Raw genomic sequence first — 22,054 nt, forward strand, 5'->3', positions numbered from 1 at the left:
TCATGACCGACAGGGCACTGGCGTGGCTCGACGCCGCAGCGGTCCGGCGTACCGATGCCGGACTGCGGAGAGTCCTCCGACCACGGACACCCGATGACCATGTCATCGACGTGGCCTCGAACGACTACCTGGGTCTGAGCCGGCACAGCGCGGTGATCGCCGGCGCCCGTGATGCGCTGGATCGATGGGGAACCGGCAGCACCGGATCACGATTGGTCACCGGAACGACGACCGACCACCACGCCCTCGAGCTCGACCTGGCGGACTTCGTCGGCGCCGACTCCGGGCTGCTCTTCTCGAGCGGCTACCTCGCCAATCTGGGCGTGGTGTCGGCATTGTCCGGCGCGGGTTCGCTGATCGTCTCCGACACCGCATCACACGCGTCGCTGGTCGATGCGTGCCGCCTGTCGCGAGCGCGCGTGGAGGTGACGCCGCACCGTGATGTCGCTGCCGTGAACCTGGCCTTGTCGACGCGATCCGAGGCGCGGGCGCTGGTGCTCACCGACTCGGTGTTCAGTGCGGACGGTGATCTGGCGCCCCTCCGAGAGCTCTACGCGGTGACCCGGCGTCACGGCGCCGTTCTGGTCGTCGACGAAGCGCACGGTCTCGGTGTGCGAGGGGACGGCGGGCGCGGACTGGTCCAGGAGTGCGGTCTCGCCGGCGCTCCCGACCTCGTCGTCACCGCGACGCTGTCGAAGGCTCTCGGAAGCCAGGGTGGAGTGGTTCTGGCGGAAGAAGTTGTGCGCGAGCATCTTCTGAACTCGGCCAGAACCTTCATCTTCGACACTGCTCCGGCTCCGGCATCGGTGGGGGCCGCGCACGCGGCGCTGGGAGTGCTCCGGCGCGAGCCGGACCGGGTAGGGGCGCTGCGTCGGCACGCAGGTCGGCTCGCCGCGGAACTGGGACTGCCCGACCTGCCGGAATCGGCGGTGGTCCCCGTGATCGTGGGCGACGCGAACTCCGCCCTCCGAGCCGCGATCGCGTGCCGCGCACAGGGCGTGTCCGTCGGATGCTTCCGGCCGCCGTCGGTGCCGGAAGGCCGCTCGCGCCTGCGAATCACGGCCCGCGCCGATCTGACCGACGGCGAGGTGTCCAGGGTGTGCACCGTGGTCGCGGGGGCGCTCGAGCAGGTGTCCCTGTGAGCGTTCTCGTGATCACCGGGACGTCGACGGACGTCGGGAAGACGATCGTCACCGCGGCACTCGCCGTCTTGCTGGAAAGCGCCGGGCACGTGGTCTCGGTGTGCAAGCCCGCCCAGACCGGTGTCGATCCGGACGAGGCCGGAGATCTGGACGCGGTCGTCGGCCTGTCGGACCCTCTGCGTCGCAGGCAGTACCGCGAGTGCGTGCGCTATCCCGATCCGCTCGCACCCGGCGTCGCGGCGCGGCGCAGAGGGCGTGCATCACTGTCCGTCGGCGACGTGGTCGACGCTGTCGGCGATCTTCCCGGAGCGGTGCTCGTGGAGGGCGCCGGGGGAGTTGCCGTTCGTTTCGACGACCGTGGGACCACCGTGCTGGACATCGCCCGCGCTCTCGACGCGCGCGTTCTGGTCGTCTCGCAGCCGGGCCTGGGAGCGCTCAATCACGCCGAGCTCACTGTGGACGCTGTGCGCCGTGCCGGATTGTGGTGCGTGGGCGTGGTTCTCGGCTCGTGGCCGACGGTGCCCGACCTCGCCGCTGTCACCAACCTCGCAGAACTCCCTTCCGTCACCGGCGTTCCGATCGTCGGCCGCATCCCCGACGGCGTCGGCTCGTGGCCGGCGGAACGTTTCGTCTCCACCGCGCCGACATGGTTCGTCCCCGATTTCGCGCCGTTCGCGTGAACCCACCGAAGGAGTCAGCATGACCGACACACCGACCGACGACGTCCTGCGCGAGGCCGAGCGCATCGTTCTCGACGAGGGCCGCCCACTCGACGTCGATCGAGTCCTCGCCGTTCTCGAGTTGCCCGACGACCGGGTCGCCGATGCACTCGATCTCGCTCACCGGGTGCGCATGCGCTGGTGCGGAGAAGAAGTCGAGGTCGAGAGCATCATCAGCGTCAAGACCGGGGGGTGCCCCGAGGACTGTCACTTCTGCTCCCAGTCCGGACTGTTCGTCTCCCCGGTGCGCGCCGCACGACTCGACATCGCCGAGTTGGTCGAGGCCGCGAAGCAGACGGCGAAGACCGGTGCGAGCGAGTTCTGCATCGTCGCCGCCGTGCGCGGCCCCGACGAGCGATTGATGAGTCAGGTCCAGGCCGGGATCGCGGCCATCCACGCGGAGGTGGACATCGATATCGCATGCTCGTTGGGCATGCTCACCCGCGAGCAGGCCGAGCGGCTCGCGAGTTGGGGTGTCCACCGCTACAACCACAATCTCGAAACCGCCAGGTCCTACTTCCCGACCGTCGTGACCACGCACACCTGGGAGGAACGCCAGGAGACGTTGACGACGGTCGCTGATGTCGGCATGCAGGTGTGCTGCGGTGGCATTCTCGGGATGGGCGAAAGTCTGCGTCAGCGAGCAGAATTCGCCACCGAACTCGCGGCGGTGAATCCGCACGAGGTGCCGCTGAACTTCTTCGATCCCCGCCCGGGCACACCGTTCGCACATCTCGACGTGCTCCCCGCCCAGGATGCTCTTCGTGCCATCGCGGCGTTCCGACTCGCCTTGCCTCGCACCACGCTGCGCTACGCCGGTGGTCGGGAGATCACCCTCGGCGATCTCGGTGCCCGACAGGGGATTCTGGGCGGCATCAACGCGATCATCGTCGGTAACTACCTGACGACGCTCGGCCGTCCGGCGGAGTCCGACCTGGATCTGCTGGCTGAGCTGAAGATGCCGGTGAAGGCGCTCGATGCCGCCATCTGAGGCTCCCGCGTTCGACGGATGGACCGGGGAGGCGCTGGCCGACGGGCGACCGGCGCACCCGCGGGCTCTGGAGCCACCGCGGTACTGCGCGTGGTGTGGGCGCCGGATGGTGGTGCAGGTGTTCCCGTCGGGGTGGACGGCGAACTGTTCGCGGCATCCTGCCGTGAACGGCTGACGTCAGGAGCGGGCGGCGCACTCGCTGCAGGTGCCGAAGATCTCGGCGGTGTGGCTGACGTCCGTGAAACCGTGCTCGGTGGCGACGGATCTGGTCCACCGCTCGACGGCAGCGCCCTCCACCTCGACGGTGAACCCGCAGTCCCGGCACACCAGATGGTGGTGATGCCCGTCCGAGCATCGTCGGTAGACGGACTCGCCCGAATCGGTGCGGAGCACGTCGATCGTGCCGGCATCGGCGAGGGCCTGCAGTGTGCGATACACCGTCGTCAAGCCGATACCGTCTCCGCGCTTGCGCAATTCGTCGTGCAGTTCCTGAGCCGACTTGAACTCGCCGACGGTGTCGAGCAGCTCGGAGATGGCGCTGCGCTGCTTCGTGGAACGGACACCGATGGTGCGGGGGGCGGTCACGAGTGGTTCTCCTCTCGGGCGTGGGCGACGGCGTCGACGACGATGTGGGCAAGGTGGTCGTCGACGAGTCGGTAGAGAACCTCGCGCCCGGACCGTTCCCCGTGCACCACGCCGGCGGCCTTGAGGACCCGCAGATGCTGGCTGATGAGAGGTTGGGTCACACCGAGTGCACCCACCAGTTCGTGCACGCAGCGTTCGGACTCGCGGAGCTGCAGGACGATGGCGATGCGGACGGGGGCTGCCAGGGCGCGCAGCAGATCGCCGGCGTCGTTCAGCACGTCCTTGGGTGGCAGTGGTGTGGCCGGCGTGGGCACCTGGTGAGCGGTCACCGATTCGTCGATGCTCATGCGCGTCCCCTCGGTAGTCCTGCAGGCCTTATTGGAAACAATAACCACTTCCACCCTCCACTTTGATATGCGTGGACGTGCATGTCAACTCACCGGTGCTCGAAGACCGGGACGTCGCCGGATAGTCTGATGTGTCGCGAGCAGAGGGACACCCCCTCGCTCGGCAGTACTACCGACCACCCGAGATGGAGAGCTGGCCCCGTGGCACCGAAGTCCAAGATCGATACCGTCGCCAACCTGGCCAAACGCCGGGGACTCGTCTACCAGTGTGGCGAGATCTACGGCGGAACCAAGTCGGCCTGGGATTACGGCCCCCTCGGCGTGGAGCTGAAGGACAACATCAAGAAGCAGTGGTGGCGCAACATGATCACCAGCCGCGAGGACACGGTGGGTCTCGACTCGTCCGTCATCCTGCCGCGCGAGGTGTGGGAAGCGTCCGGACACGTCGAGACGTTCTCCGACCCGCTGGTCGAGTCGCTCCACACCCACAAGCGCTACCGCGCCGACCACCTGCTCGAGGCGTACGAGGAGAAGCACGGCCACCCGCCGGAGAACGGACTCGCCGACATCCGTGATCCCGAGACCGGCGAGCCCGGTTCCTGGACGGAGCCGCGCGCGTTCTCCGGACTGCTCAAGACGTTCCTCGGACCCGTCGACGACGAGGCCGGACTGCACTACCTCCGCCCCGAGACGGCGCAGGGAATCTTCGTCAACTTCGCCAACGTGCTCACCACGTCGCGCAAGAAGCCGCCGTTCGGCATCGGCCAGATCGGCAAGAGCTTCCGCAACGAGATCACGCCCGGCAACTTCATCTTCCGCACCCGCGAGTTCGAGCAGATGGAGATGGAATTCTTCGTCAAGCCCGGCGAGGACGAACAGTGGCACCAGTACTGGATCGACTACCGCATGAAGTGGTACACCGATCTGGGCATCGACCCGGAAAACCTGCGTCTCTACGAGCACGCGCAGGAGAAGTTGTCGCACTACTCCAAGCGCACCGTGGACATCGAGTACCGCTTCGAGTTCCAGGGCAGCGCGTGGGGCGAGCTCGAGGGCGTCGCCAACCGCACCGACTTCGACCTGTCGACGCACTCGAAGCACTCGGGCACCGACCTGAGCTTCTACGACCAGGCCAACGACGAGCGCTACACGCCGTACGTCATCGAACCTGCTGCGGGACTTACTCGTTCGCTCATGGCCTTCCTCGTCGACGCGTACCACGAGGACGAGGCCCCCAACGCCAAGGGCGGTGTCGACAAGAGGACCGTGCTGCGCCTCGACCGTCGACTCGCGCCGGTCAAGGCAGCGGTTCTCCCGCTCAGCCGCAACGCCGATCTGACGCCCAAGGCCAAGGATCTCGCGGCGCAGTTGCGACAGAACTGGAACGTCGAGTTCGACGACGCCGGCGCCATCGGCCGTCGCTACCGTCGCCAGGACGAGATCGGTACCCCGTTCTGCATCACGGTCGACTTCGACACTCTCGACGACCAGGCGGTCACCATCCGCGAGCGCGACAGCATGGCGCAGGAGCGGATAGCCCTCGACCAGGTCGAGAGCTACCTCGCTACCCGACTGCTGGGCTGCTAGCGCTTTTCCAGAGCAGCGATCATCTGCTCCTGGGTCTCTTTACCGACCCGCTCGAAGGCGATGCCTGCGAGCGGGTCGGCCAGTTTCGCGAGGCCGTTGAACTCGATGTTCGCGTGATAGGTGATCTCGGTGGAGGTCGGGCCGGCCTCGTTCAGCGTGATGTCGTCGGTACTCGTCGCGGTCTTGTTCGTGCCCTTCAGGACGATGTGGCCGGGCTCGTCGACCTCGAGGCGATACGTCAGCTCGGTGGAGATCCCGTACAGCTTGGACGTGTTGTTCCACTCCGTGCCGACGGCGACGGGGCCGGGTGTGGCCTGCGTGCACGCCACGGTGCCCGGATCCCACTCGGTGGCGTTGGCGAAGTCGCGGAGGTACGCGGCGACGTCCGCTCGGGCGCGGGAAACGGTGAACGTGCGGGTGACATCGACCATGGGTGGGGCTCCTGATGCTAGGTGGGTGACTCCAGAGTGCCCGTTCGCGCGCAGTGCTGAAACACCACCTCAGCGGACACAGGAGCGCTGCTGGTACTCCACCAACTGGCGCTGCACCGACACGGGCACCGGGATGCGGGTGTAGACCGGTGCGTCGTGACCCACTGCGATCCACGCGGGGGAACACGGCTCCGTGTCGCGACCGGGCGTTGTGCTCCTCTCGCGCGCAGAATGCGCGGGATCCCGCGCGTAGTCGCCGCGAGCGGAGCATCACGGTCACCCGATCAGAAGCGTCCACCCGACGACCGTCCGATGCGTCCCGAGCTCCCCGATCCACCGAACGATCGCGGTCCGCCGCCGAATCCGCCGTACCCACCGCCGCGCCGGTTGCCGTACGACCGACCACCCGAGAAGCCGCCGCGAAGCACACTGTCGATCAGCACTCCGGTCAGCACACCTCCGGCGGACGACGAACTGCCGAATCCGCCGCTGTGGCGCGGGCGTTGCGTCGCTTCCCATTCCGCGACATCGGCCTGCGCCAGATGCGAGGCCTGCGCTGCCATGGACAGCGCCGCAGCCGCGTGCTGCAGCGCACGCGGAGCGTCGGTCGCGGCGAGCTGTTGCGCTGCCTGCACGTGCCGCTCCGCCTCGGCCAGTCGTGTGCGGGCTTGTACCTTGACCGCACCGCTGCGGGAACCGATGTAGTCACCCGCTGCACGGACCTGCGCCTGGGCCGACCCCAGATCGCGGTCGAGCCGCGCCCGCGCATGGTCGTCCTGCTCCTTCGACTGCGCCGCGGCGGCGAGGGCGCGGTCGAGTTCCGCGTCGGCCGCGACCAGAGCGTTCATGGTGCCCAGCGGGTCCTGAGTACCGCGTGACTGCGCCTGGTCCAGGGCTGCCGCCACGGCGGCTTTCGCGGCGGCCAGCGGGTCGCCGCCGTGCTCCGCGAGACGGTCGGCCGACGCGATGTCCGCTCGGGCGTCCTCCATCGCTGCGGGCAGCCCGTCCCGTGCCGCGGTGATGTCACCGTCCGCGTGCTCGACCGCGTCGAGAAGCGACCGCGCTCGCGACAGAGCGCTCTCCGCGGTGCGGACCGCGGCGACGACCGGACCCTGATGCCCGACGGGTTGTGCCGCGGCGTCTCGTCCGTCGTCGATGCTGTTGTCCGCCAGTGCCAGCTGTTCGCGGGCAAGGTCCACGTTCTGTGCGACAGGTGCCAGGACGGCGGCGTCGTACCGCTCCCGCAGCGATGTCAGAGTGGCCGCGGCCGGATCGAGCCGGGCCGTCTGCTCCACCTGGGCCCGGGTCAGGGCGTCCAAGCGCGCGTCGGCGTCGATGAGCAGGTTGCGGATCTCGTCGAACTCGGCCACCTTCTCGTCCAATCGGCGGTCGGCGTCGCTGCACGAGGTGATGATCGCCATGAGCATCTGCCGGCGTTCGTCTGGTGACTCGGGAATGGCGTCGTCCAGACGCTGGCGAACTGCGAACGCCTCGGAGAGCGCGCGTCGGGCGCCGTCGAGGGCATCGACGAACGGTCGGGCCGCCGCATCGCCCAGTTCGCCTGCTGCGGTGGACAGCTCGTCGGCGCTCGCCCGGATGGCCTCGTCGGTTTCCACGAGCAGGGCGCGAGACCGCTCGTCCAGCACGTCCAGCGGCAGTGCCGCGAAGGCTGCGGGGTCACTGCCGTCGAGTTGCTCGGCGGCCTCGAGTGCGTCCTCGCGGCGTCGCTTCGCCCTCAACCTGGTGAAGGCGAAGGCCCCCACCACGATGAGGAACACGACTCCGACCGCGACCCACAGGCCAGCCGAACCCGATCCGGACGTGGACGACGCCTTGCCCAGACCGGTCGCCGCCGCGGTCGCCGCACCGGCCCAGTTCTCCTCGCGCAGAGCCGGTTCGATGGACGACTGCTCCAGTTCGGAGATCTCCGAATCCGAGATGCTCGACAAGGCCTGCGGGACGTTCAGCGTGTAGGCGCGGGCCTCCGTCGCCACCGCCATCAGGACGTCACGATCGCCGAAATCACTGATCGTCGCGGTGCGGTCACCCCACGTCGTCGCGGCCTGGCCGGAGAAGTCGTCGACGAAGACGACCCAGAGCCGGAAGCCCTGCTGGTCGTAGAGCGAGTCGACAGCCGACTGCACCTCCGACAGCTCGCTCGGGTCGAGGGCACCCGACAAGTCACTGACCTGCTCGGGAACCTGGAACGGTTGCTCAGCGGAGGCGACGGCGGACGGCAGCAGCGCGGCCGACAGCAGCATGGTCGCCGCGGCAGCGGCACGCAGGAGAACTCGAGCGCGGGTCATGGTGGGAACCTACCGGGCTGCCGCCTGCTGCGAGTACCCATGACAAGTGTCACCTCGTAGTCGTGACGCTCGGACGAGGGTCGCGGCGCCGCAACGGAGCATCGTTCCGTACATGACCACACCAGCGATCCACCTCGACCGCCTCCGGAAGTCGTTCCCCGGTCCCGGCGGTACACGTGTCCAAGCAGTCGACGACGTGTCGCTCGTCGTGCACCCCGGCGAGATCGTCGCGTTCCTCGGTCCGAACGGAGCCGGCAAGACGACCACGATCGACATGATGCTCGGCCTCGGGCGCCCCGACGACGGAACGGTGTCCCTGTTCGGGGAATCCCCGCAGGACGCCGTCGCCACCGGACGCGTGTCCGCGGTGATGCAGAGCGGGGGACTCCTGAAGGACATCACCGTCGAGGAGACCGTGCGGCTCATCGCGACTCTGTACGCGTCGACAAGGCCGGTGTCGGAGGTGCTCGCGCGGGCCGGCATCGCCGACATCGGTGGCCGGATGGTGGGCAAGTGCTCGGGCGGGCAGCAGCAACGCCTGCGATTCGCCCTCGCGTTGCTCCCCGATCCGGACCTGATCGTTCTCGACGAGCCCACCACCGGGATGGATGTCGAGGGCCGCCGCGAGTTATGGTCGGCGATGCAGGAGGACTCCTCGCGCGGCCGGACCGTGCTGTTCGCCACCCACTACCTCGACGAGGCGGACGCCTACGCCGACCGCATCGTGTTGATCCGCGACGGTCGCATCGTGGCCGACGGCACTGCCGCCGAGATCAAGAACGTCGCGTCCGGTCGCCGCGTGTCCGCGGTGCTGCCGGGGGCCGACGCTGCCGAGTTTCTCTCGATTCCGGGTGTCGACGACGTGGAGATCCGGGGTGACCGCCTGACCGTCCACGCATCGGACTCCGACCAGGTTGCCCGATACCTGTTCCAGCGCACCGAAGCCCGCGATGTGGAGATCGTCGCGCACACCCTCGAAGACGCTTTTCTGACCCTCACCACCGATACCGCCGGGAGCCACGCATGACCACCACAGGATCGCTCGTCCGTTCTCGCTCACTGCCCGCCCACGGTGGGTTCAACGCAGGCTTTCTCGCGCTCGAGATGCGGCGAATGCTGCGGAACCGGCGCACCATCGTGTTCGCGCTCGTGGTCCCGCCGATCTTCTTCCTGATCTTCGGGTTGCAGGGCGATCTGAAGACCGAGTCCGCCGGGTCGGCCAACGTGACGGGATATGTCATGGTCAGCATGGCGCTGTACGGGGCGATGCTCGCCACGACGAGCGGCGGCGCCATGGTGTCCATCGAGCGAGGGTTGGGGTGGAGCCGACAGCTCAGGCTCACACCGCTCACGCCTACGGCGTACATCGCGATCAAGGTCGTCGTCGCCATGGCACTCGGACTGGTGTCCGTCGCCGTCGTGTTCGCTGTCGGCGCGGCAGCCGGAGCAACACTTCCCGCGGCCGCCTGGGTCGAATGCTTCGTGCTCGCCTGGATCACCTCGATCGTGTTCGCCGCCTTCGGGCTCTTCATGGGCTACCTGCTGCCGTCGGAGAACGTGATGCAGATCCTCGGTCCCGGCCTGGCCGTCCTTGCCTTCGCGGGCGGGTTGTTCGTCCCCGCCAGCGGATGGTTCGAGACCGTGGCTAAATTCGTTCCCACGTACGGTGTGGCCACGTTGGCGCGGTCGCCGCTCGGCGACACCAGCTGGTCCTCGCTGATCGAGGCGCTGGTCAACGTTGCCGTCTGGACGGCGATCTTCGTGGTCGGCGCGAGGACGATGTTCCGTAAGGACACCGCCCGCGTATGACACGGACGAGGGCAGCGGGTCTAGCGTGGCACCGGTGAGCAGGACCACCGGTGCCACGCTGTACCGATCGCTACGGTCGCACTTCGTGATCGAGCCGCGCGAGGTGAACCTCGACGACAGCGAGGGCACGCGGCTACGGGATGCCGTGCGTCGCGGCTGGGTCTTCAGCGCCGTCTGGTTGATCTATCTGATCTACCCGGTGCGCGCCGTGGCCGGTTACGACGGTCCGGTGGCCTGGAAGGTCGCAGCCGCGTTGTCGCTGATCGCCTTCGCCGCCGTGTTCCTCGGTGGGTTCCGAGACTTCCGTGGTCGCTTGCATGCCTCGGAGGAGGTACGGGTGCCGCGGCAGTGGGCCGTGGTGGTGTCCTTGATGCTCCTGCTGGTTCCCGCTGCCCCCGCCGCCGGCGACTCCGTTCTGACCGGGTGCGTCTTCGTCGCGGTCCTCGCGGTCATGACGCTGCCGCGCCGGTCGGCTCTGGTGGTGCTGGCTGCGAATTTCGTTGCGGTCGAGGGTCTTCCTCGCATTGTCCCGAGCTGGACGCCGGACGACTCCGCAGGGTTCACGCTCGGAGTCGCGGCCTTCGCCGCGTGGGGGATCAGTCAGCTGGTCGCCCGCAACATCCAGTTGAACGAGGCGCGTCGCCGCCTGTCGGACCTGGCCGTCGTCGAGGAGCGCGAGAGAGTGGCCCGCGACGTCCACGACATCCTGGGTCACTCGTTGACCGTCATCACCGTGAAGGCGGAACTCGCCGGTCGACTCCTCGAGCTGGATCCGGCGCGTGCCGCCGCGGAGATCGCCGACGTCGAAAGTCTTTCGCGTGCAGCGTTGGCCGATGTACGGTCCACCGTCGGCGGCCTTCGTCACCTGCGTCTCGAGACCGAGCTGCGGGGAGTCCGCAGCGCGGTCGAGTCGGCCGGGATGGTGGTGCACATCGAGGGTTCCGCGGCGGGTGTCGACGAGGACTGCCGCGAACTGTTCGCGTGGGCGATGAGGGAGGCGGTGACCAACGTGGTGCGCCACAGCAGGGGAACGGAGTGTCGTATCCGCCTGGAACCGCGTCGTATCACCGTGACGGACAACGGCGTCGGACCTCAGGGTAGATCGACGGGAACCGGCCTGAGAGGTCTGTCCGACCGTGCGGACGCACTCGGCGCCACCGTGCGCGCCGCACGGGGGAGTGACGGCGGATTCGTACTCACGGTGACAGCGCCATGACGATCCGCCTGCTGCTTGCCGACGACCAGGCCCTGGTGCGCGGTGCTCTCGCGGCGCTGCTCGGACTCGAACACGATCTCGATGTCGTGGCCGAAGTCGGGCGCGGCGACGAGGTCGTTCCCGCGGCTCTCGAGCACCGACCGGACGTGGCGCTCCTGGACGTCGAGATGCCGGGCGGCGACGGCATCGTCACCACCGGACTTCTACGGGCCGCGCTTCCGACATGCCGCGTCCTCGTGGTGACGACGTTCGGACGGCCCGGTTACGTCAGACGTGCGATCGACGCGGGGGCCGGCGGGTTCGTCGTCAAGGACACTCCTGCGCGCCAGCTCGCCGAGGCCGTGCGACGGGTTCACGCAGGTTTGCGGGTAATCGATCCCGAGCTCGCGACGGAGACGCTGACTGCGGGGACCTCACCCCTGACTGCGCGTGAGCGGGAAGTTCTGTCGGCCGCCAGGGCGGGCTCCACCGCGGCCTCGATCGCGTCGGCGCTGCACCTGTCCGAAGGCACCGTGCGCAACCATCTGTCCGCCGCCATCGGCAAGACGGGCGCCACGACGCGTGCCGAGGCCGTGCGGACAGCAGTGGACAACGGCTGGCTCTGAAGGCGCGCCGACCACTACTCACAGGTGCCGACTGGCAGAATCGCCGTGTGAGTACCGACTACCAGTACGACTACCCGCCTCAGCCTGCACGTCTCGGCGTCGGTGGCACGCTCGCGCGCTGGCTGCGACGCGTGATCGCCGGTGTGGTGCTCGTGGGACTGCTGCTCGTGGGCGGAACCGCCGTACGCGTGTGGCAGGTTGCCCGTATCGACGACCACACCCCGTCCGACGCGATCGTGGTTCTGGGGGCGGCTCAGTACGACGGTGTTCCGTCATCGGTGTTCGAGGCGCGACTCGAACAGGCACATGCCCTGTATGTCAGTGGCGTGGCGCCGCTGGTGGTGACCGTCGGCGGCAAGCAGGTGGGGGACAACTACACCGAGGCCGCGTCGGGCCGAAACTATCTGATGGACCAGGGGATACCCGGCGAGAACATCGTGGCGGTCGAGGAAGGTTCGGACACCCTGCGGAGCATCGAGGCGGTGTCGGCGACGTTGGCGTCGCGCGGGCTGAACACCATCACCCTCGTCAGCGATCCCTGGCATTCGCTCCGCACCCGCACGATGGCCCGCGACGCGGGTCTCGACGCCTGGACGTCGCCGACGAGGCAAGGTCCCGCCGTGTTCACCCGTGAGTCGCAGATCCATGGAATTGCCAGGGAGACAGCCGCTCTGCTGTGGTACCAGCTCACGCACTACTCGGCGGACTTCCAGTACACGGCCAGCCAGTGACGACCTACGACACCGCGGACGTCGCACGGTTGGTGGTCGAAGGCACGAAGACCGCAGCGCTCAGCGCCGGCGACCCCCGAGGGGATTTCTCCCGCGATCGCGCCCGCGTCCTCCACTCCGCGGCGTTGCGACGCCTCGCCGACAAGACCCAGGTGACCGGCCCCCGCGAGGGAGACACACCGCGAACCCGGTTGACCCACTCGCTCGAAGTCGCCCAGATCGGCCGCAGCATCGCCGACGGCATCGGGTGCGATCCCGACCTGGTCGAACTGGCCGGTCTGGCGCACGACATCGGACATCCGCCCTACGGACACAACGGCGAGCGCGCGCTCGACGAGGTCGCCGAGGCGTGCGGCGGATTCGAGGGCAACGCCCAGAACCTGCGCATCCTCACCGTCCTCGAACCGAAGGTGCTGACCGCCGACGGCGCGAGTGCGGGGCTCAACCTCACCAGGGCGTCTCTCGACGCGTCGATCAAGTACCCGTGGCTGCGTCCCCGGCCGGGCGCCAAGTTCGGCGCCTACGACGACGATGCTGCGACCCTCACGTGGGTGCGCGAGGGTGCCCCGGAAGGCCGGCAGAGCCTCGAGGCGCAGGCCATGGACTGGGCCGACGACGTCGCCTACTCGGTGCACGACGTCGAGGACGGGGTCATCGCGGGCCGCATCGATCTGCGGTCGCTCGCCGATCCCGCAGAGCAGTCTGCGCTGGCGGACATGTCGGTCAGCGAGTTCCGCGGTTTCGATCGCGACCACATGCGCGAGGCGGCGCAGCGGCTCTCGGAGATGCCCGTCGTGACCGACGCCGCCGGCTACGACGGGACACTGGTGCGGTCCGTCGCGCTCAAGCGCATGACCAGCGAGCTCGTCGGCCGCTTCACCACCGCCGCCATCTCGAGCACGCGGGAAGCCTCCGACGGCCGACCCGTACGGCGTTACGACGCCGATCTGTCGGTGCCGTCCCTGGTGCGTGCGGAGGTGGCGCTGCTCAAGACCATGGCGTTGCGGTACGTCATGTCCGACGCGGGCCATCGTCAGCGGCAGGACCGCCAGCGTGACCGTATCCACCGCGTCGCAGCGTGGTTGTTGTACTCCGCACCGGCCAGCCTGGACCCGATGTTCGTCCCGGCCTGGGTCGCTGCGGAGGACGATGCGGCGCGGACCCGCGTCGTCGTCGATCAGATCGCGTCGTACACGGAGTCCCGGCTCGAACGCGTCGACCAGGGCAGTCTGGGCGCTCAGGCCGCCTGGGGCTGATGTCGCCGAGTGCACCTAGACTGGGCAGGTGGCCGGCCGAATACCTGAACGCGATGTCGCGGCCATTCGTGAACGCACTCGCATCGAGGACATCGTCGGTGAGTACGTCGCGCTGAAGGCGCCTCGCGGCGATTCGATGAGTGGTCTGTGCCCGTTCCACGACGAGAAGAACCCGTCGTTCCACGTGCGGCCCAACCACGGCACGTTCCACTGCTTCGGCTGCGGTGAGGGCGGGGACGTCTACACGTTCCTGCAGAAGATCGAACACATCACGTTCGTCGAGAGTGTCGAGCAGCTGGCGGACAGGCTGAGCTACTCCATCTCGTACGAGGGCGGCGGCACGTCGGTCCAGCGCGATCGCGGAACACGTGCGCGTCTCGTCGCTGCGAACGCCGCTGCCCAGCAGTTCTATGCCGAGCAGTTGCAGTCCGCCGAAGCGCAGCCTGCGCGTGACTACCTCACGCAGCGCAACTTCGATGCGGCCGTCGCCCAGGAGTTCGGCTGCGGGTTCGCGCCCAGTGGCTGGGACACACTGACCAAGCACCTGATGAAAAAGGGCTTCGAGTTCAAGGAACTCGAAGCGGCAGGGCTTTCCCGCGAAGGCAAGCGCGGTCCGATGGACAGGTTCCATCGACGCCTGCTCTGGCCCATCCGCAACCTCTCGGGCGACGTCATCGGCTTCGGCGCGCGCAAGATCTTCGACGACGACACCATGCCCGGCAAGTACGTCAACACGCCGGAGACGTTGTTGTACAAGAAGTCTCAGGTGCTGTTCGGGCTCGACCTGGCGAAGAAGGACATCGCGAAGAGTCACCAGGCCGTCGTGGTCGAGGGCTACACCGACGTCATGGCGATGCACCAGGCCGGTGTCAAGACTGCCGTCGCCTCGTGCGGCACGGCGTTCGGCGACGAGCACCTGGCGCTGCTGCGCCGGCTGTTGATGGACGACAAGTTCTGGCGCGGCGAGATCATCTACACCTTCGACGGCGACTCGGCAGGCCAAGCGGCCGCGATGAAGGCGTTCTCCGGCGATCAGAAGCTGGCGGGGCAGACGTTCATCGCCGTCGCGCCCGACGGCATGGACCCGTGCGATCTACGCCTCGAGAAGGGCGACGCGGCCGTCCGCGACCTCGTGGCTCGCCGCACCCCGCTGTTCGAGTTCGCCATCCGCGGCGCCCTGTCGGAGTGCAACCTCGACACCGCCGAGGGCCAGGTCGAGGCGCTGCGTCGCGCTGTCCCGATGGTCGCTCAGATGAAGGACCGCGCGCTGCGCGACAACTACGCGACGCGCCTGAGCGGGTGGGTCGGCTGGATCGACGAGCGCATGGTGGTCAACCGTGTCCGCGAGGAAGCCGCGAAGATCGCCAAGGGTGGCGCCCCCGCTCCGCTGCGTCGACCCGTCCGCAGCACCGAGACCGAGGACGCTGCTCCCGTCGGACCCGCGCACCCCAAGCGCGACGATCCCACGCTGTGGCCGCAGCGAGAGGCGTTGAAGGCCGTCATGCAGCACCCCGGCATCGCCGGCTCGGTGTTCGATTCGCTGCCCCCCGAGACGTTCGGCCACCCCGCGTATGCCGCGGTGTCGGACGCTGTCCGCGAGGCCGGCGGCACTGCGGCCGGGCTCGGAGGAGGGGAGTGGCTCGACGCCGTCGGCAAGAAGGCGGAACCCAAGGGCCTGCGCTCTCTGGTCACCGAACTCGCCGTCGAATCGATGCCCATTTCCGACGAGGCCACCCCCCGCTACATCTCCGGAGTGCTGGCGCGGCTGCAGGAGGTCTGGGTAGGGCGGCAGGTGGCCGAGCTGAAGTCGAAGCTGCAGCGGATGTCACCGATCGACAAGCCCGACGACTACAACGCGCTGTTCGGTGACCTCATCGCGCTCGAACAGTACCGCCGCAGCCTGCTCGAGCAGGCCGTCGGCAGCACTACGGACGCGGAGTTCCCCGCCGTCTAGAGCTTGTCGTGCGGGATGTAGAGCTGCGTGTCGTCCACTTGCTTCATCGGCTCGAGCTTCGGCTGCGTGCTGAGGCTGTCGGAGAGTTTCTGACGGCCTGCGGACACGATCTTCTTGGTCGCCGGGCTCGACGCGACCGCCTTCGTCGCGCGGCTGATCTGTTCGTAGCGCGCACGCCCTGCCTTGGTGCCGAGCACGTATCCGGCGGCGATGCCGACCAACATTCGCATCATGTGAGCGTGGATCCTTTCGAGACGTCTCCCCATATCCTGCCCGACCGCACGGACATGCGCCGTGGGTGGGGGGCGCACAGCCTGCCGAGATCCACGGGCAGGTGCGGCAGTGCCTCCGACCAGCCGATTTGGTGGTGTGCGGGTGTGATGAGCTAGAGTCTGTTCTCGGTCGAGGACACATCCGTAAGGGTCTGTTCGAGGCCACGAACATTCCCCCATAGCTCAATTGGCAGAGCATTCGACTGTTAATCGAAGGGTTTCTGGTTCAAGTCCAGATGGGGGAGCGCCTGAGACCCCCGATCATGCATCCGAGATGCGGTCGGGGGTTTTCGCGTTGTCAGGCACGAGTCACGTTCGCGAGGGCACCCCGGTGTTTCAGTCGTCGTACCGCCGGGGCGGCCCCCTACTGTCGATGCGATGAGCTCCAGATCTTCGACGTGGCAGGTGCCGGCGCAATGGTGGCGGCGCGGCGAGGCTGTGCACGGTCGGACACCGACGCCGGCGCCCTCCAAGGCGCCACTGAAACCTGAGGCGATCGACGGTCTCATCGAACGGGTCGCGGACCAGTTCGATGTTGTCCTCGATCATCGCGCGACACCGCCGGAGTGGGCCCATGCTGCCCGCGCGTTCGTTGCAGGCCACCACTCGCCCACGGAAAACGTGACGCCACTCGCGGCGGCAGCGGTGTGGATGGTGTCGACCCAGCACAGTGAATACAAGATGCGAACACCGTTCGTCGTGTACCTGATCGGTCGATTCGGTGCCGCGTTCGCCGCAGAGGCTGTCGTCGTAGCAGCGGGGATGACCATCGAATATCACCCGAGTCCGCAACCCAGAACCATGGCCACTAGTTCCCTCAGCCACCGAATCGGCATGGATACGGCCGGTCTGTGGGTCCACGACGCCTACAGCCGCGTGCGATCTGCGCTCGCTGCTCTTCCTGACGACGAGTACGCGGCAGTGGTGGAACGACTCGCGGAGTTTCGCGGCTCGTGCTTCGCGCGTCGCATCGCGACGTCGTTCCTGTTGCCGACCGAACGCGACTGGGTCGCGGCCGATCTGCAGAAGTCTTCCCAACTCGACCGCTATCAACGGAGTATCGGCCTCGTCCTGCTTGCCAGTGTCACCGACGTGGCTGCCGTAGAGACCGCGTTCGAGCTGGTCGAAGACCGTGCCCGTGCGATCTGGAATGTTGGGATCTATCCGCGCATCCTTCACGCCATGTGCGCCAACATCGGGCCGGGGTTGGAGCCGATCGTGGGTGAGATCTTCGACGGCAATCTCTCGTCCGCCAACAAGAAGCGGTGTGCCGAAATTCTTGCGGAATTCGACACGGACGCGGGGGTGTCGGAACTCCTGGACCGGTTGGGCACGAAACACATAGAACCCGCTGTCCTCGACGCGATGGACCGTGCACCCGAGCGGGCGGCGCCGATGTTGGAGGAGTCGGACAAACCGCTCGCAGGGGCACTGCTTCGCGATCTGTACCGAACACACCCTGAACTTGCCGGACCCGAGTCACGGGACGAGCCGACCACGCTGTCCGCGAGTGCCGTTCCCACACTTCTGGCGTCGCCGCCGTGGCTCGGGCCTCGGAAAGCGTCAGCCCCCGTCGTGATCGACGTCGACGAGCCGTCGACGGAGTTGTTCACGGCATGGCTGCCCAGAGAGCGAGAGGAATGGGCCGCGGCGGGCACATCGTATCCACCGTCTGCATGGCGAAAGACGTGGGCGGACTTCATCAAAGAGGTGACCGATGGCCACGGGCGATATCCACTGAGCTACGTGGCACACGCACCGGATGACATCATCCGTCCCCTACTTCCGACGATCACCGCATCGTCCTACCTGTGGCAGGCGGAGGGCGATTTACGGCGAATTCTGGGTCGATTCGATGTCGACGCAGCGGATTACATCCTTCGAACAGTGATCACCAAACCAGCACAGACCGCGCACGTCCTCCTCCCGGTGGGCGGCAGCGCTGTGGCCCGTCGGATGGTGAACTGGTTGCTGGCGAGGTCGGTGAGGGCGAGCGCTCTCGAGTGGTTCGACCGGCACATCGACTCGGCAGCGCCCGATGTCGTCGCGTCGGTGCTGCGCCAGAAGGGTGCGCCGCGACTGACAGCGGAGAAAGGCATGCGCACGTTGGCCCGGCGTGGTCACCGCGACCCACTGGTAGCTGCCGCAGAGCAATTCGGGCCGAAGGCGAGCGCCGTGGTGGCCACGATCGTGGACGTCGATCCGCTAGCGGTGCTGCCACGGGCCATCCCGATGATTCCGGCGTGGCTCGACCCCGCGTTGTTGCCGCCGCTCGTTCTGACGGACACCGAGGCGCCCCTACCCGCAGATGCCGTGCAGAACGTTCTCGTCATGTTTGCGATGTCGCGGATGGACGAGGTCTATGCCGGGATCGACATCCTGCGCGACCTCGCCGACGCGGATGACCTTGCCGTGTTCGTGTGGGACGTCTTCGAACGATGGGCGGCGGCAGGCTTCCCCGATGCTCAGAATTGGGCGTTGGACGCACTGGGGATCGTTGGCACCGACGACACCGCGCGGAGGCTCACACCACTGATCCGAACGTGGCCGCTCCAATCCGCACACCGCAGGGCCGCAGCAGGATTGGAAGTTCTGGCAACGATCGGCACAGACGCAGCACTCGGCCATCTGTGGACTATTTCGCAAGCTTTGCGGTTCCCGGCGCTGCGAGCGAAGGCCGATACCCGCATCCGGCGCATCGCCGACGAACTGAACCTCACGCCACTCGACCTCGCCGACCGCCTGGTTCCGAACCTCGGACTCGACCCTGACGGCACGACCACATTCGACTATGGCGACCGCTCGTTCGTCGCGACCTTCGGCCACCGCCTGAGCCTGATGATCGTGGACCGCGACGGCAAGACCCGCGACCGTCTTCCCCGCCCGGGACAACATGATTCGGATTTCGCCCGTGAGGAGTACAAGCGGTACACGACTCTGCGGAAGGACCTCGGCGCGGTATCCGGCGAATTGATCGCACGGTTCGAGAAGGCGATGGTCGCTCACCGAACGTGGCGCATGGGCCAGGTGAGAACCCACCTGGTCGCGCACCCCTTGACGTGGCATGTCGTGAGCAGGCTCGTCTGGTCTACCTGCGATGGCACGCACTTCCGATTCTCCGACCTCCGGTCGCCCATCGATGCCGATGGTGCGCACGCCGAGATCGCAGATGAGGTCGACGTCGCGGTGGTGCATCCCCTGTCGATGGGTGACGCGGTGCAGACCTGGCGGCACGTGCTCGACGCCGCGATGGTGCAGCAGCCGTTCGAGCAGGTGCACCGGGCTGTCTTCACTGGTGACGTGCAGGCTGCCATCGCCCGGCTGGAGGGAACGAAGGCATCGACACGGCAACTGCTGTCGTTAAAATCCCGCGGGTGGATTCGAGAGGAGCCACAGGACAAGGGAGCGCAGATATCCCTGGACAAGCGCGTCACGGATGCCGTGACCGTCTCGATCATGGTCTTCCCGGGGTTCAACGCTGCCCAAGCTGTGTTTTCGGAAATACAGAAAATCGTCTATGTAGCGATCAGTGATGACGAGCTGACACCGATCGACTCGTCCGAACTGCAGCGTGATTTGTCGACGATCGAGACTCAGCCGATCCGAGGAGACGAGCCCGAGTTACGGGGCGAACCGTGAACGTCAGAAACCGTTAAGCGGATAGCCGTTGTTTCCACTTGGAGCACCTACCGCCCCGAGACGCCAGTTCAGCACAGTTTTTGCCCGCGACTGTGTCTGACGAGGGGTCTAGGCTTCGGATATGGACTCCCGACCACCTGAATCGGCCCGGCAACCCTTCGGGCGGCCGTCTGGGGGACGCCGGAGGGCACGGCAGCGCAGGCAATCCCCGCGGCGGTATACCCGTGGTCGTCCGCCGTCCGTCGTCCGTCGTCGCGGTGATCGGAAACGCAGTGATCGAAGCGCTCAGGCGGTGTTGGTTCGTTTGCCGCAGCAAATCGGGAGAAAGCGGTGCCGCGCTCTTTTTAAAAGAAATTGGCCTTCACGCTGTTGCGGTGCGAGCTGGGTCGGACTGACTGTTCTGACAGAAGCAAACGATCGTCATCCTTCGGATCGCGTTTCCTGCGAAGGCTACGGTGTATATGGCCTAAGAGCATTCGTTGAGTACTTGCCACGATGCGACACATGAGGAGAGTGATATGCGCGTCTCGCGCCTGCGGTTGAAAGACTTCCGCGGTTGGGCGGAGCTAGATCTTCGTCCCAAAGAACACGTGGTGCTCGCAGGCGTGCCTAGATCAGGCCGTACCGACGTGATCGCCGCTTTAGCGAGAGTTTTAGATCCCGCGTACATCCGCGTGCAGCCGTCGCTCACCGACATCCGTCGCCACCGTATCGGTGCATTGACGATCGCAGATGACGCATCCGCGTCGGATGACTCTGGTGCACCGAACTCGCCCACAGAGGGTCGGCCCGCCGACGGCGTATCTGCGATGGGCAACCTTGGTGCGCCGACGCCGCCGGCCGAGAATGAGCCCGTAGACGCACTGGCGGCTGATCCGGTCCACGGGATCTCTGTGAACGAACCAGTCATGGCGCCCTACGCCGAAGTAGAGGTGACCCTAGTCGACCTCGACCCTGAACTGGAACAATTGTGTGACGGGTTCCTCGAACCGCTCGACGACGACCAGATCGACGAAACCGGAAGCGCGGCGTTCGACGCAAAGCTCGGGGTGCGGCTCTGCTATCGGGTTACTTACGACCCGACCGCCGACGCTCTTGAGCATGTTGTGTACTTTCCGGCACGCAGTAATCCCGCAGCAGCACAGTACGCGAGGGTCCCTGGTGCGACCCGGCGAGCTCTTCCCATTATTGTGCTGTCGGCGCAGCGCCCGCTTCAATTGAGAGCCGAGGGTGCGCTGCGACGGCTCGTCAACGAGCGCGACACAGAGGGGGCGTCCGAGGCGTTCCGCACGCTTGAGCAGTCGGTAGCCGCAGCGACGGCAGCGCTTGCGCTGCATCCCAGCATCTCGGCGACCGTAGACGACGTACTGAAGGTCGGGGAACTCTCACACCATCTGACCGGGACACCGATTACTGCCGACCAGGTACGGTTCCAACCTGAGGATGGTTCGTTGTCGGCTTTGCTGCGCACCGTGCAGCCGGGGCTAGAACTCGACGACGCGGGCCTGCTGGGCCTGCCTAACCACGGGTCAACAACATCGGCGGTCTTGGCCGCGGCCGAGGCGCTGCTACTCGCCACCACCTCTCACTGCGCAATTGTGCTGGGCGACGACTTTGGCGATGGTTTGGACGCGGCCACCTCCGAACACCTGGCCGCTTCGTTGCGCGCTGCCGCCGCGCAGGTGTGGCTGTCTACGCGGCGTCCTGAAGTGGCACGAGCATTTGCTCCCGCTGAATTGGTGAGGCTCGCGCGCCTCCAAGGCACCCGAAGCCATCACCAGCTCGCGGCACCGAGCGACCGCAAGGAAATTGCGGTGCGGCGCCTCGTACACACCCAGTTGCTACCGGCCCTTACGGCGCCAGTAGTCGCAATCGTGGAGGGCCCGCACGACTTGACCACCTTCACCGCCGCTGACCGGCACCCCGGAACCGCGCGCTCGACTCTTGCGGCGATGGGCGTTCGCCTCATATCGGCGGACAACGGCTCCGGCGGCGGAACCGGTCAAATTCCACGCGTGGCTAATCTCGCTCAGGCACTGGGCTTTCGAGTCGTCGCGCTCATCGATCGTGATCCGGACAAGACCTCGGCGACGGTACTGGCCGACATCGAGGCCGCGTGCGACGCCGTGGTTCGGCTTCCTCCCAAAACGGCGATCGAGCAGGCATTACAAACTGGTGTCGACATTGCCCATCTTCGTGCCGCCTCTGGGGTGCTGCTCGCGTACGGAATCCCCGATCCGTCCGTGGGCACGTCCGATAACGATCTGCCGAGAGTTGTGTCATCAGTCCTGCACAAAAAGGGCTTACATGAGCAGTTTTTGGAGGCCGTCGTGGAAAGCTCGAATGCGCTGCCCCCAGTCATCGAGCAAGCTCTTACGACAGTGGGCCGAGTGGCGTCCGCCGCCTACAACGGTCCTCGCCGTATCGATCTGGAGATCCCCGCCGCGGCGGGGTCGTGAGGAGC

General features: G+C 66.9%; 19 protein-coding genes and 1 tRNA gene. 15 read left to right on the forward strand and 5 right to left on the reverse strand.

The window, feature by feature from the left end:
* Nucleotides 1-2: 2 nt before the first annotated feature.
* From AC0IX4_RS19965 to bsaP, 4 genes are read left to right on the forward strand one after another with little or no spacing between them, the layout of a single operon-like run.
* Nucleotides 3-1,142 (forward strand): 8-amino-7-oxononanoate synthase, encoded by a 1,140-nt coding sequence (locus tag AC0IX4_RS19965; protein ID WP_471830655.1) that lies wholly within the window; start codon nucleotides 3-5, stop codon nucleotides 1,140-1,142.
* On the forward strand, nucleotides 1,139-1,822 hold the full coding sequence (gene bioD / locus AC0IX4_RS19970; protein WP_471830656.1) for a dethiobiotin synthase: 684 nt from the start codon (nucleotides 1,139-1,141) through the stop codon (nucleotides 1,820-1,822). Before AC0IX4_RS19965 ends, bioD begins: the two co-directional genes overlap by 4 nt.
* A 19-nt stretch (nucleotides 1,823-1,841) precedes the next feature.
* Complete coding sequence (gene bioB, locus AC0IX4_RS19975) at nucleotides 1,842-2,852, forward strand: biotin synthase BioB (RefSeq protein WP_471830657.1); 1,011 nt, start codon at nucleotides 1,842-1,844, stop codon at nucleotides 2,850-2,852.
* Entirely contained in the window at nucleotides 2,839-3,027 is a 189-nt protein-coding gene (bsaP, locus tag AC0IX4_RS19980) for a biotin synthase auxiliary protein BsaP (RefSeq protein ID WP_471830659.1), read from the forward strand. Before bioB ends, bsaP begins: the two co-directional genes overlap by 14 nt.
* A gap of 2 nt (nucleotides 3,028-3,029) precedes the next feature.
* Here the strand turns inward: bsaP and AC0IX4_RS19985 are convergent, their stop codons facing one another.
* Nucleotides 3,030-3,437, reverse strand: coding sequence for a Fur family transcriptional regulator (locus AC0IX4_RS19985; RefSeq protein WP_042572828.1), 408 nt, complete (start codon nucleotides 3,435-3,437; stop codon nucleotides 3,030-3,032).
* Nucleotides 3,434-3,784, reverse strand: coding sequence for an ArsR/SmtB family transcription factor (locus AC0IX4_RS19990; protein WP_471830661.1), 351 nt, complete (start codon nucleotides 3,782-3,784; stop codon nucleotides 3,434-3,436). The genes AC0IX4_RS19985 and AC0IX4_RS19990 overlap by 4 nt, the downstream gene beginning before the upstream one ends.
* Before the next feature lie 201 nt (nucleotides 3,785-3,985).
* On the opposite strand from AC0IX4_RS19990, the gene AC0IX4_RS19995 reads away from it, so the two are divergent.
* Nucleotides 3,986-5,371 (forward strand): glycine--tRNA ligase, encoded by a 1,386-nt coding sequence (locus AC0IX4_RS19995; protein WP_042572830.1) that lies wholly within the window; start codon nucleotides 3,986-3,988, stop codon nucleotides 5,369-5,371.
* On the opposite strand, the gene AC0IX4_RS20000 is transcribed toward AC0IX4_RS19995, so the two are convergent.
* Nucleotides 5,368-5,802 (reverse strand): SRPBCC family protein, encoded by a 435-nt coding sequence (locus AC0IX4_RS20000; RefSeq protein WP_471830662.1) that lies wholly within the window; start codon nucleotides 5,800-5,802, stop codon nucleotides 5,368-5,370. The genes AC0IX4_RS19995 and AC0IX4_RS20000 overlap by 4 nt on opposite strands.
* Before the next feature lie 284 nt (nucleotides 5,803-6,086).
* The gene (locus AC0IX4_RS20005) at nucleotides 6,087-8,108 is read right to left on the reverse strand and encodes a TPM domain-containing protein (RefSeq protein ID WP_471830664.1); all 2,022 of its coding nucleotides are present in this window, start codon (nucleotides 8,106-8,108) and stop codon (nucleotides 6,087-6,089) included.
* A 112-nt stretch (nucleotides 8,109-8,220) separates the two neighbouring features.
* Between AC0IX4_RS20005 and AC0IX4_RS20010 the strand changes: the two genes are divergently transcribed.
* From AC0IX4_RS20010 to dnaG, 7 genes are read left to right on the forward strand one after another with little or no spacing between them, the layout of a single operon-like run.
* Nucleotides 8,221-9,135, forward strand: a complete 915-nt coding sequence (locus AC0IX4_RS20010) for an ABC transporter ATP-binding protein (protein WP_471830665.1) — start codon at nucleotides 8,221-8,223, stop codon at nucleotides 9,133-9,135.
* A complete protein-coding gene (locus tag AC0IX4_RS20015) occupies nucleotides 9,132-9,917 on the forward strand; it encodes an ABC transporter permease (protein WP_042572833.1) in 786 nt (261 codons plus the stop codon). The genes AC0IX4_RS20010 and AC0IX4_RS20015 overlap by 4 nt, the downstream gene beginning before the upstream one ends.
* 34 nt (nucleotides 9,918-9,951) lie before the next feature.
* Nucleotides 9,952-11,133 (forward strand): sensor histidine kinase, encoded by a 1,182-nt coding sequence (locus tag AC0IX4_RS20020; RefSeq protein WP_471830667.1) that lies wholly within the window; start codon nucleotides 9,952-9,954, stop codon nucleotides 11,131-11,133.
* The gene (locus AC0IX4_RS20025) at nucleotides 11,130-11,738 is read left to right on the forward strand and encodes a response regulator transcription factor (RefSeq protein WP_471830668.1); all 609 of its coding nucleotides are present in this window, start codon (nucleotides 11,130-11,132) and stop codon (nucleotides 11,736-11,738) included. The genes AC0IX4_RS20020 and AC0IX4_RS20025 overlap by 4 nt, the downstream gene beginning before the upstream one ends.
* A 47-nt stretch (nucleotides 11,739-11,785) precedes the next feature.
* On the forward strand, nucleotides 11,786-12,469 hold the full coding sequence (locus tag AC0IX4_RS20030) for a YdcF family protein (protein ID WP_471830670.1): 684 nt from the start codon (nucleotides 11,786-11,788) through the stop codon (nucleotides 12,467-12,469).
* Complete coding sequence (locus AC0IX4_RS20035) at nucleotides 12,466-13,725, forward strand: deoxyguanosinetriphosphate triphosphohydrolase (RefSeq protein WP_471830672.1); 1,260 nt, start codon at nucleotides 12,466-12,468, stop codon at nucleotides 13,723-13,725. Before AC0IX4_RS20030 ends, AC0IX4_RS20035 begins: the two co-directional genes overlap by 4 nt.
* Before the next feature lie 28 nt (nucleotides 13,726-13,753).
* A complete protein-coding gene (gene dnaG, locus AC0IX4_RS20040; protein ID WP_471830673.1) occupies nucleotides 13,754-15,679 on the forward strand; it encodes a DNA primase in 1,926 nt (641 codons plus the stop codon).
* On the opposite strand, the gene AC0IX4_RS20045 is transcribed toward dnaG, so the two are convergent.
* Nucleotides 15,676-15,912: a hypothetical protein gene (locus AC0IX4_RS20045; protein WP_471830675.1), complete on the reverse strand. Its 237-nt coding sequence runs from the start codon at nucleotides 15,910-15,912 to the stop codon at nucleotides 15,676-15,678. The genes dnaG and AC0IX4_RS20045 overlap by 4 nt on opposite strands.
* Before the next feature lie 211 nt (nucleotides 15,913-16,123).
* Between AC0IX4_RS20045 and AC0IX4_RS20050 the strand changes: the two genes are divergently transcribed.
* From AC0IX4_RS20050 to AC0IX4_RS20060, 3 genes are all read left to right on the forward strand, one after another.
* A tRNA-Asn gene (locus tag AC0IX4_RS20050) sits at nucleotides 16,124-16,196 on the forward strand.
* A gap of 133 nt (nucleotides 16,197-16,329) precedes the next feature.
* Nucleotides 16,330-19,590 carry a DUF4132 domain-containing protein gene (locus AC0IX4_RS20055; protein WP_471830677.1) on the forward strand — a complete coding sequence of 1,087 codons (3,261 nt, stop codon included), beginning with the start codon at nucleotides 16,330-16,332 and terminating at the stop codon, nucleotides 19,588-19,590.
* Nucleotides 19,591-20,108: 518 nt separating this feature from the next.
* A complete protein-coding gene (locus AC0IX4_RS20060) occupies nucleotides 20,109-22,049 on the forward strand; it encodes a hypothetical protein (protein ID WP_471830679.1) in 1,941 nt (646 codons plus the stop codon).
* Nucleotides 22,050-22,054: the final 5 nt, after the last annotated feature.

This window comes from Rhodococcus sp. AC861 (genome assembly GCF_979256035.1).

Excerpts from the sequence above, each read along its gene's own strand:
- AC0IX4_RS20010 (WP_471830665.1), top strand. The coding sequence starts at position 8,221 with ATGACCACACCAGCGATCCACCTCGACCGCCTCCGGAAGTCGTTCCCC.
- AC0IX4_RS20000 (WP_471830662.1), bottom strand. The coding sequence starts at position 5,802 with ATGGTCGATGTCACCCGCACGTTCACCGTTTCCCGCGCCCGAGCGGAC.
- AC0IX4_RS20055 (WP_471830677.1), top strand. The coding sequence starts at position 16,330 with ATGAGCTCCAGATCTTCGACGTGGCAGGTGCCGGCGCAATGGTGGCGG.
- bsaP (WP_471830659.1), top strand. The coding sequence starts at position 2,839 with ATGCCGCCATCTGAGGCTCCCGCGTTCGACGGATGGACCGGGGAGGCG.
- AC0IX4_RS20060 (WP_471830679.1), top strand. The coding sequence starts at position 20,109 with ATGCGCGTCTCGCGCCTGCGGTTGAAAGACTTCCGCGGTTGGGCGGAG.
- AC0IX4_RS20045 (WP_471830675.1), bottom strand. The coding sequence starts at position 15,912 with ATGATGCGAATGTTGGTCGGCATCGCCGCCGGATACGTGCTCGGCACC.
- AC0IX4_RS20025 (WP_471830668.1), top strand. The coding sequence starts at position 11,130 with ATGACGATCCGCCTGCTGCTTGCCGACGACCAGGCCCTGGTGCGCGGT.
- AC0IX4_RS20015 (WP_042572833.1), top strand. The coding sequence starts at position 9,132 with ATGACCACCACAGGATCGCTCGTCCGTTCTCGCTCACTGCCCGCCCAC.
- bioB (WP_471830657.1), top strand. The coding sequence starts at position 1,842 with ATGACCGACACACCGACCGACGACGTCCTGCGCGAGGCCGAGCGCATC.
- AC0IX4_RS19965 (WP_471830655.1), top strand. The coding sequence starts at position 3 with ATGACCGACAGGGCACTGGCGTGGCTCGACGCCGCAGCGGTCCGGCGT.
- AC0IX4_RS20005 (WP_471830664.1), bottom strand. The coding sequence starts at position 8,108 with ATGACCCGCGCTCGAGTTCTCCTGCGTGCCGCTGCCGCGGCGACCATG.
- AC0IX4_RS19990 (WP_471830661.1), bottom strand. The coding sequence starts at position 3,784 with ATGAGCATCGACGAATCGGTGACCGCTCACCAGGTGCCCACGCCGGCC.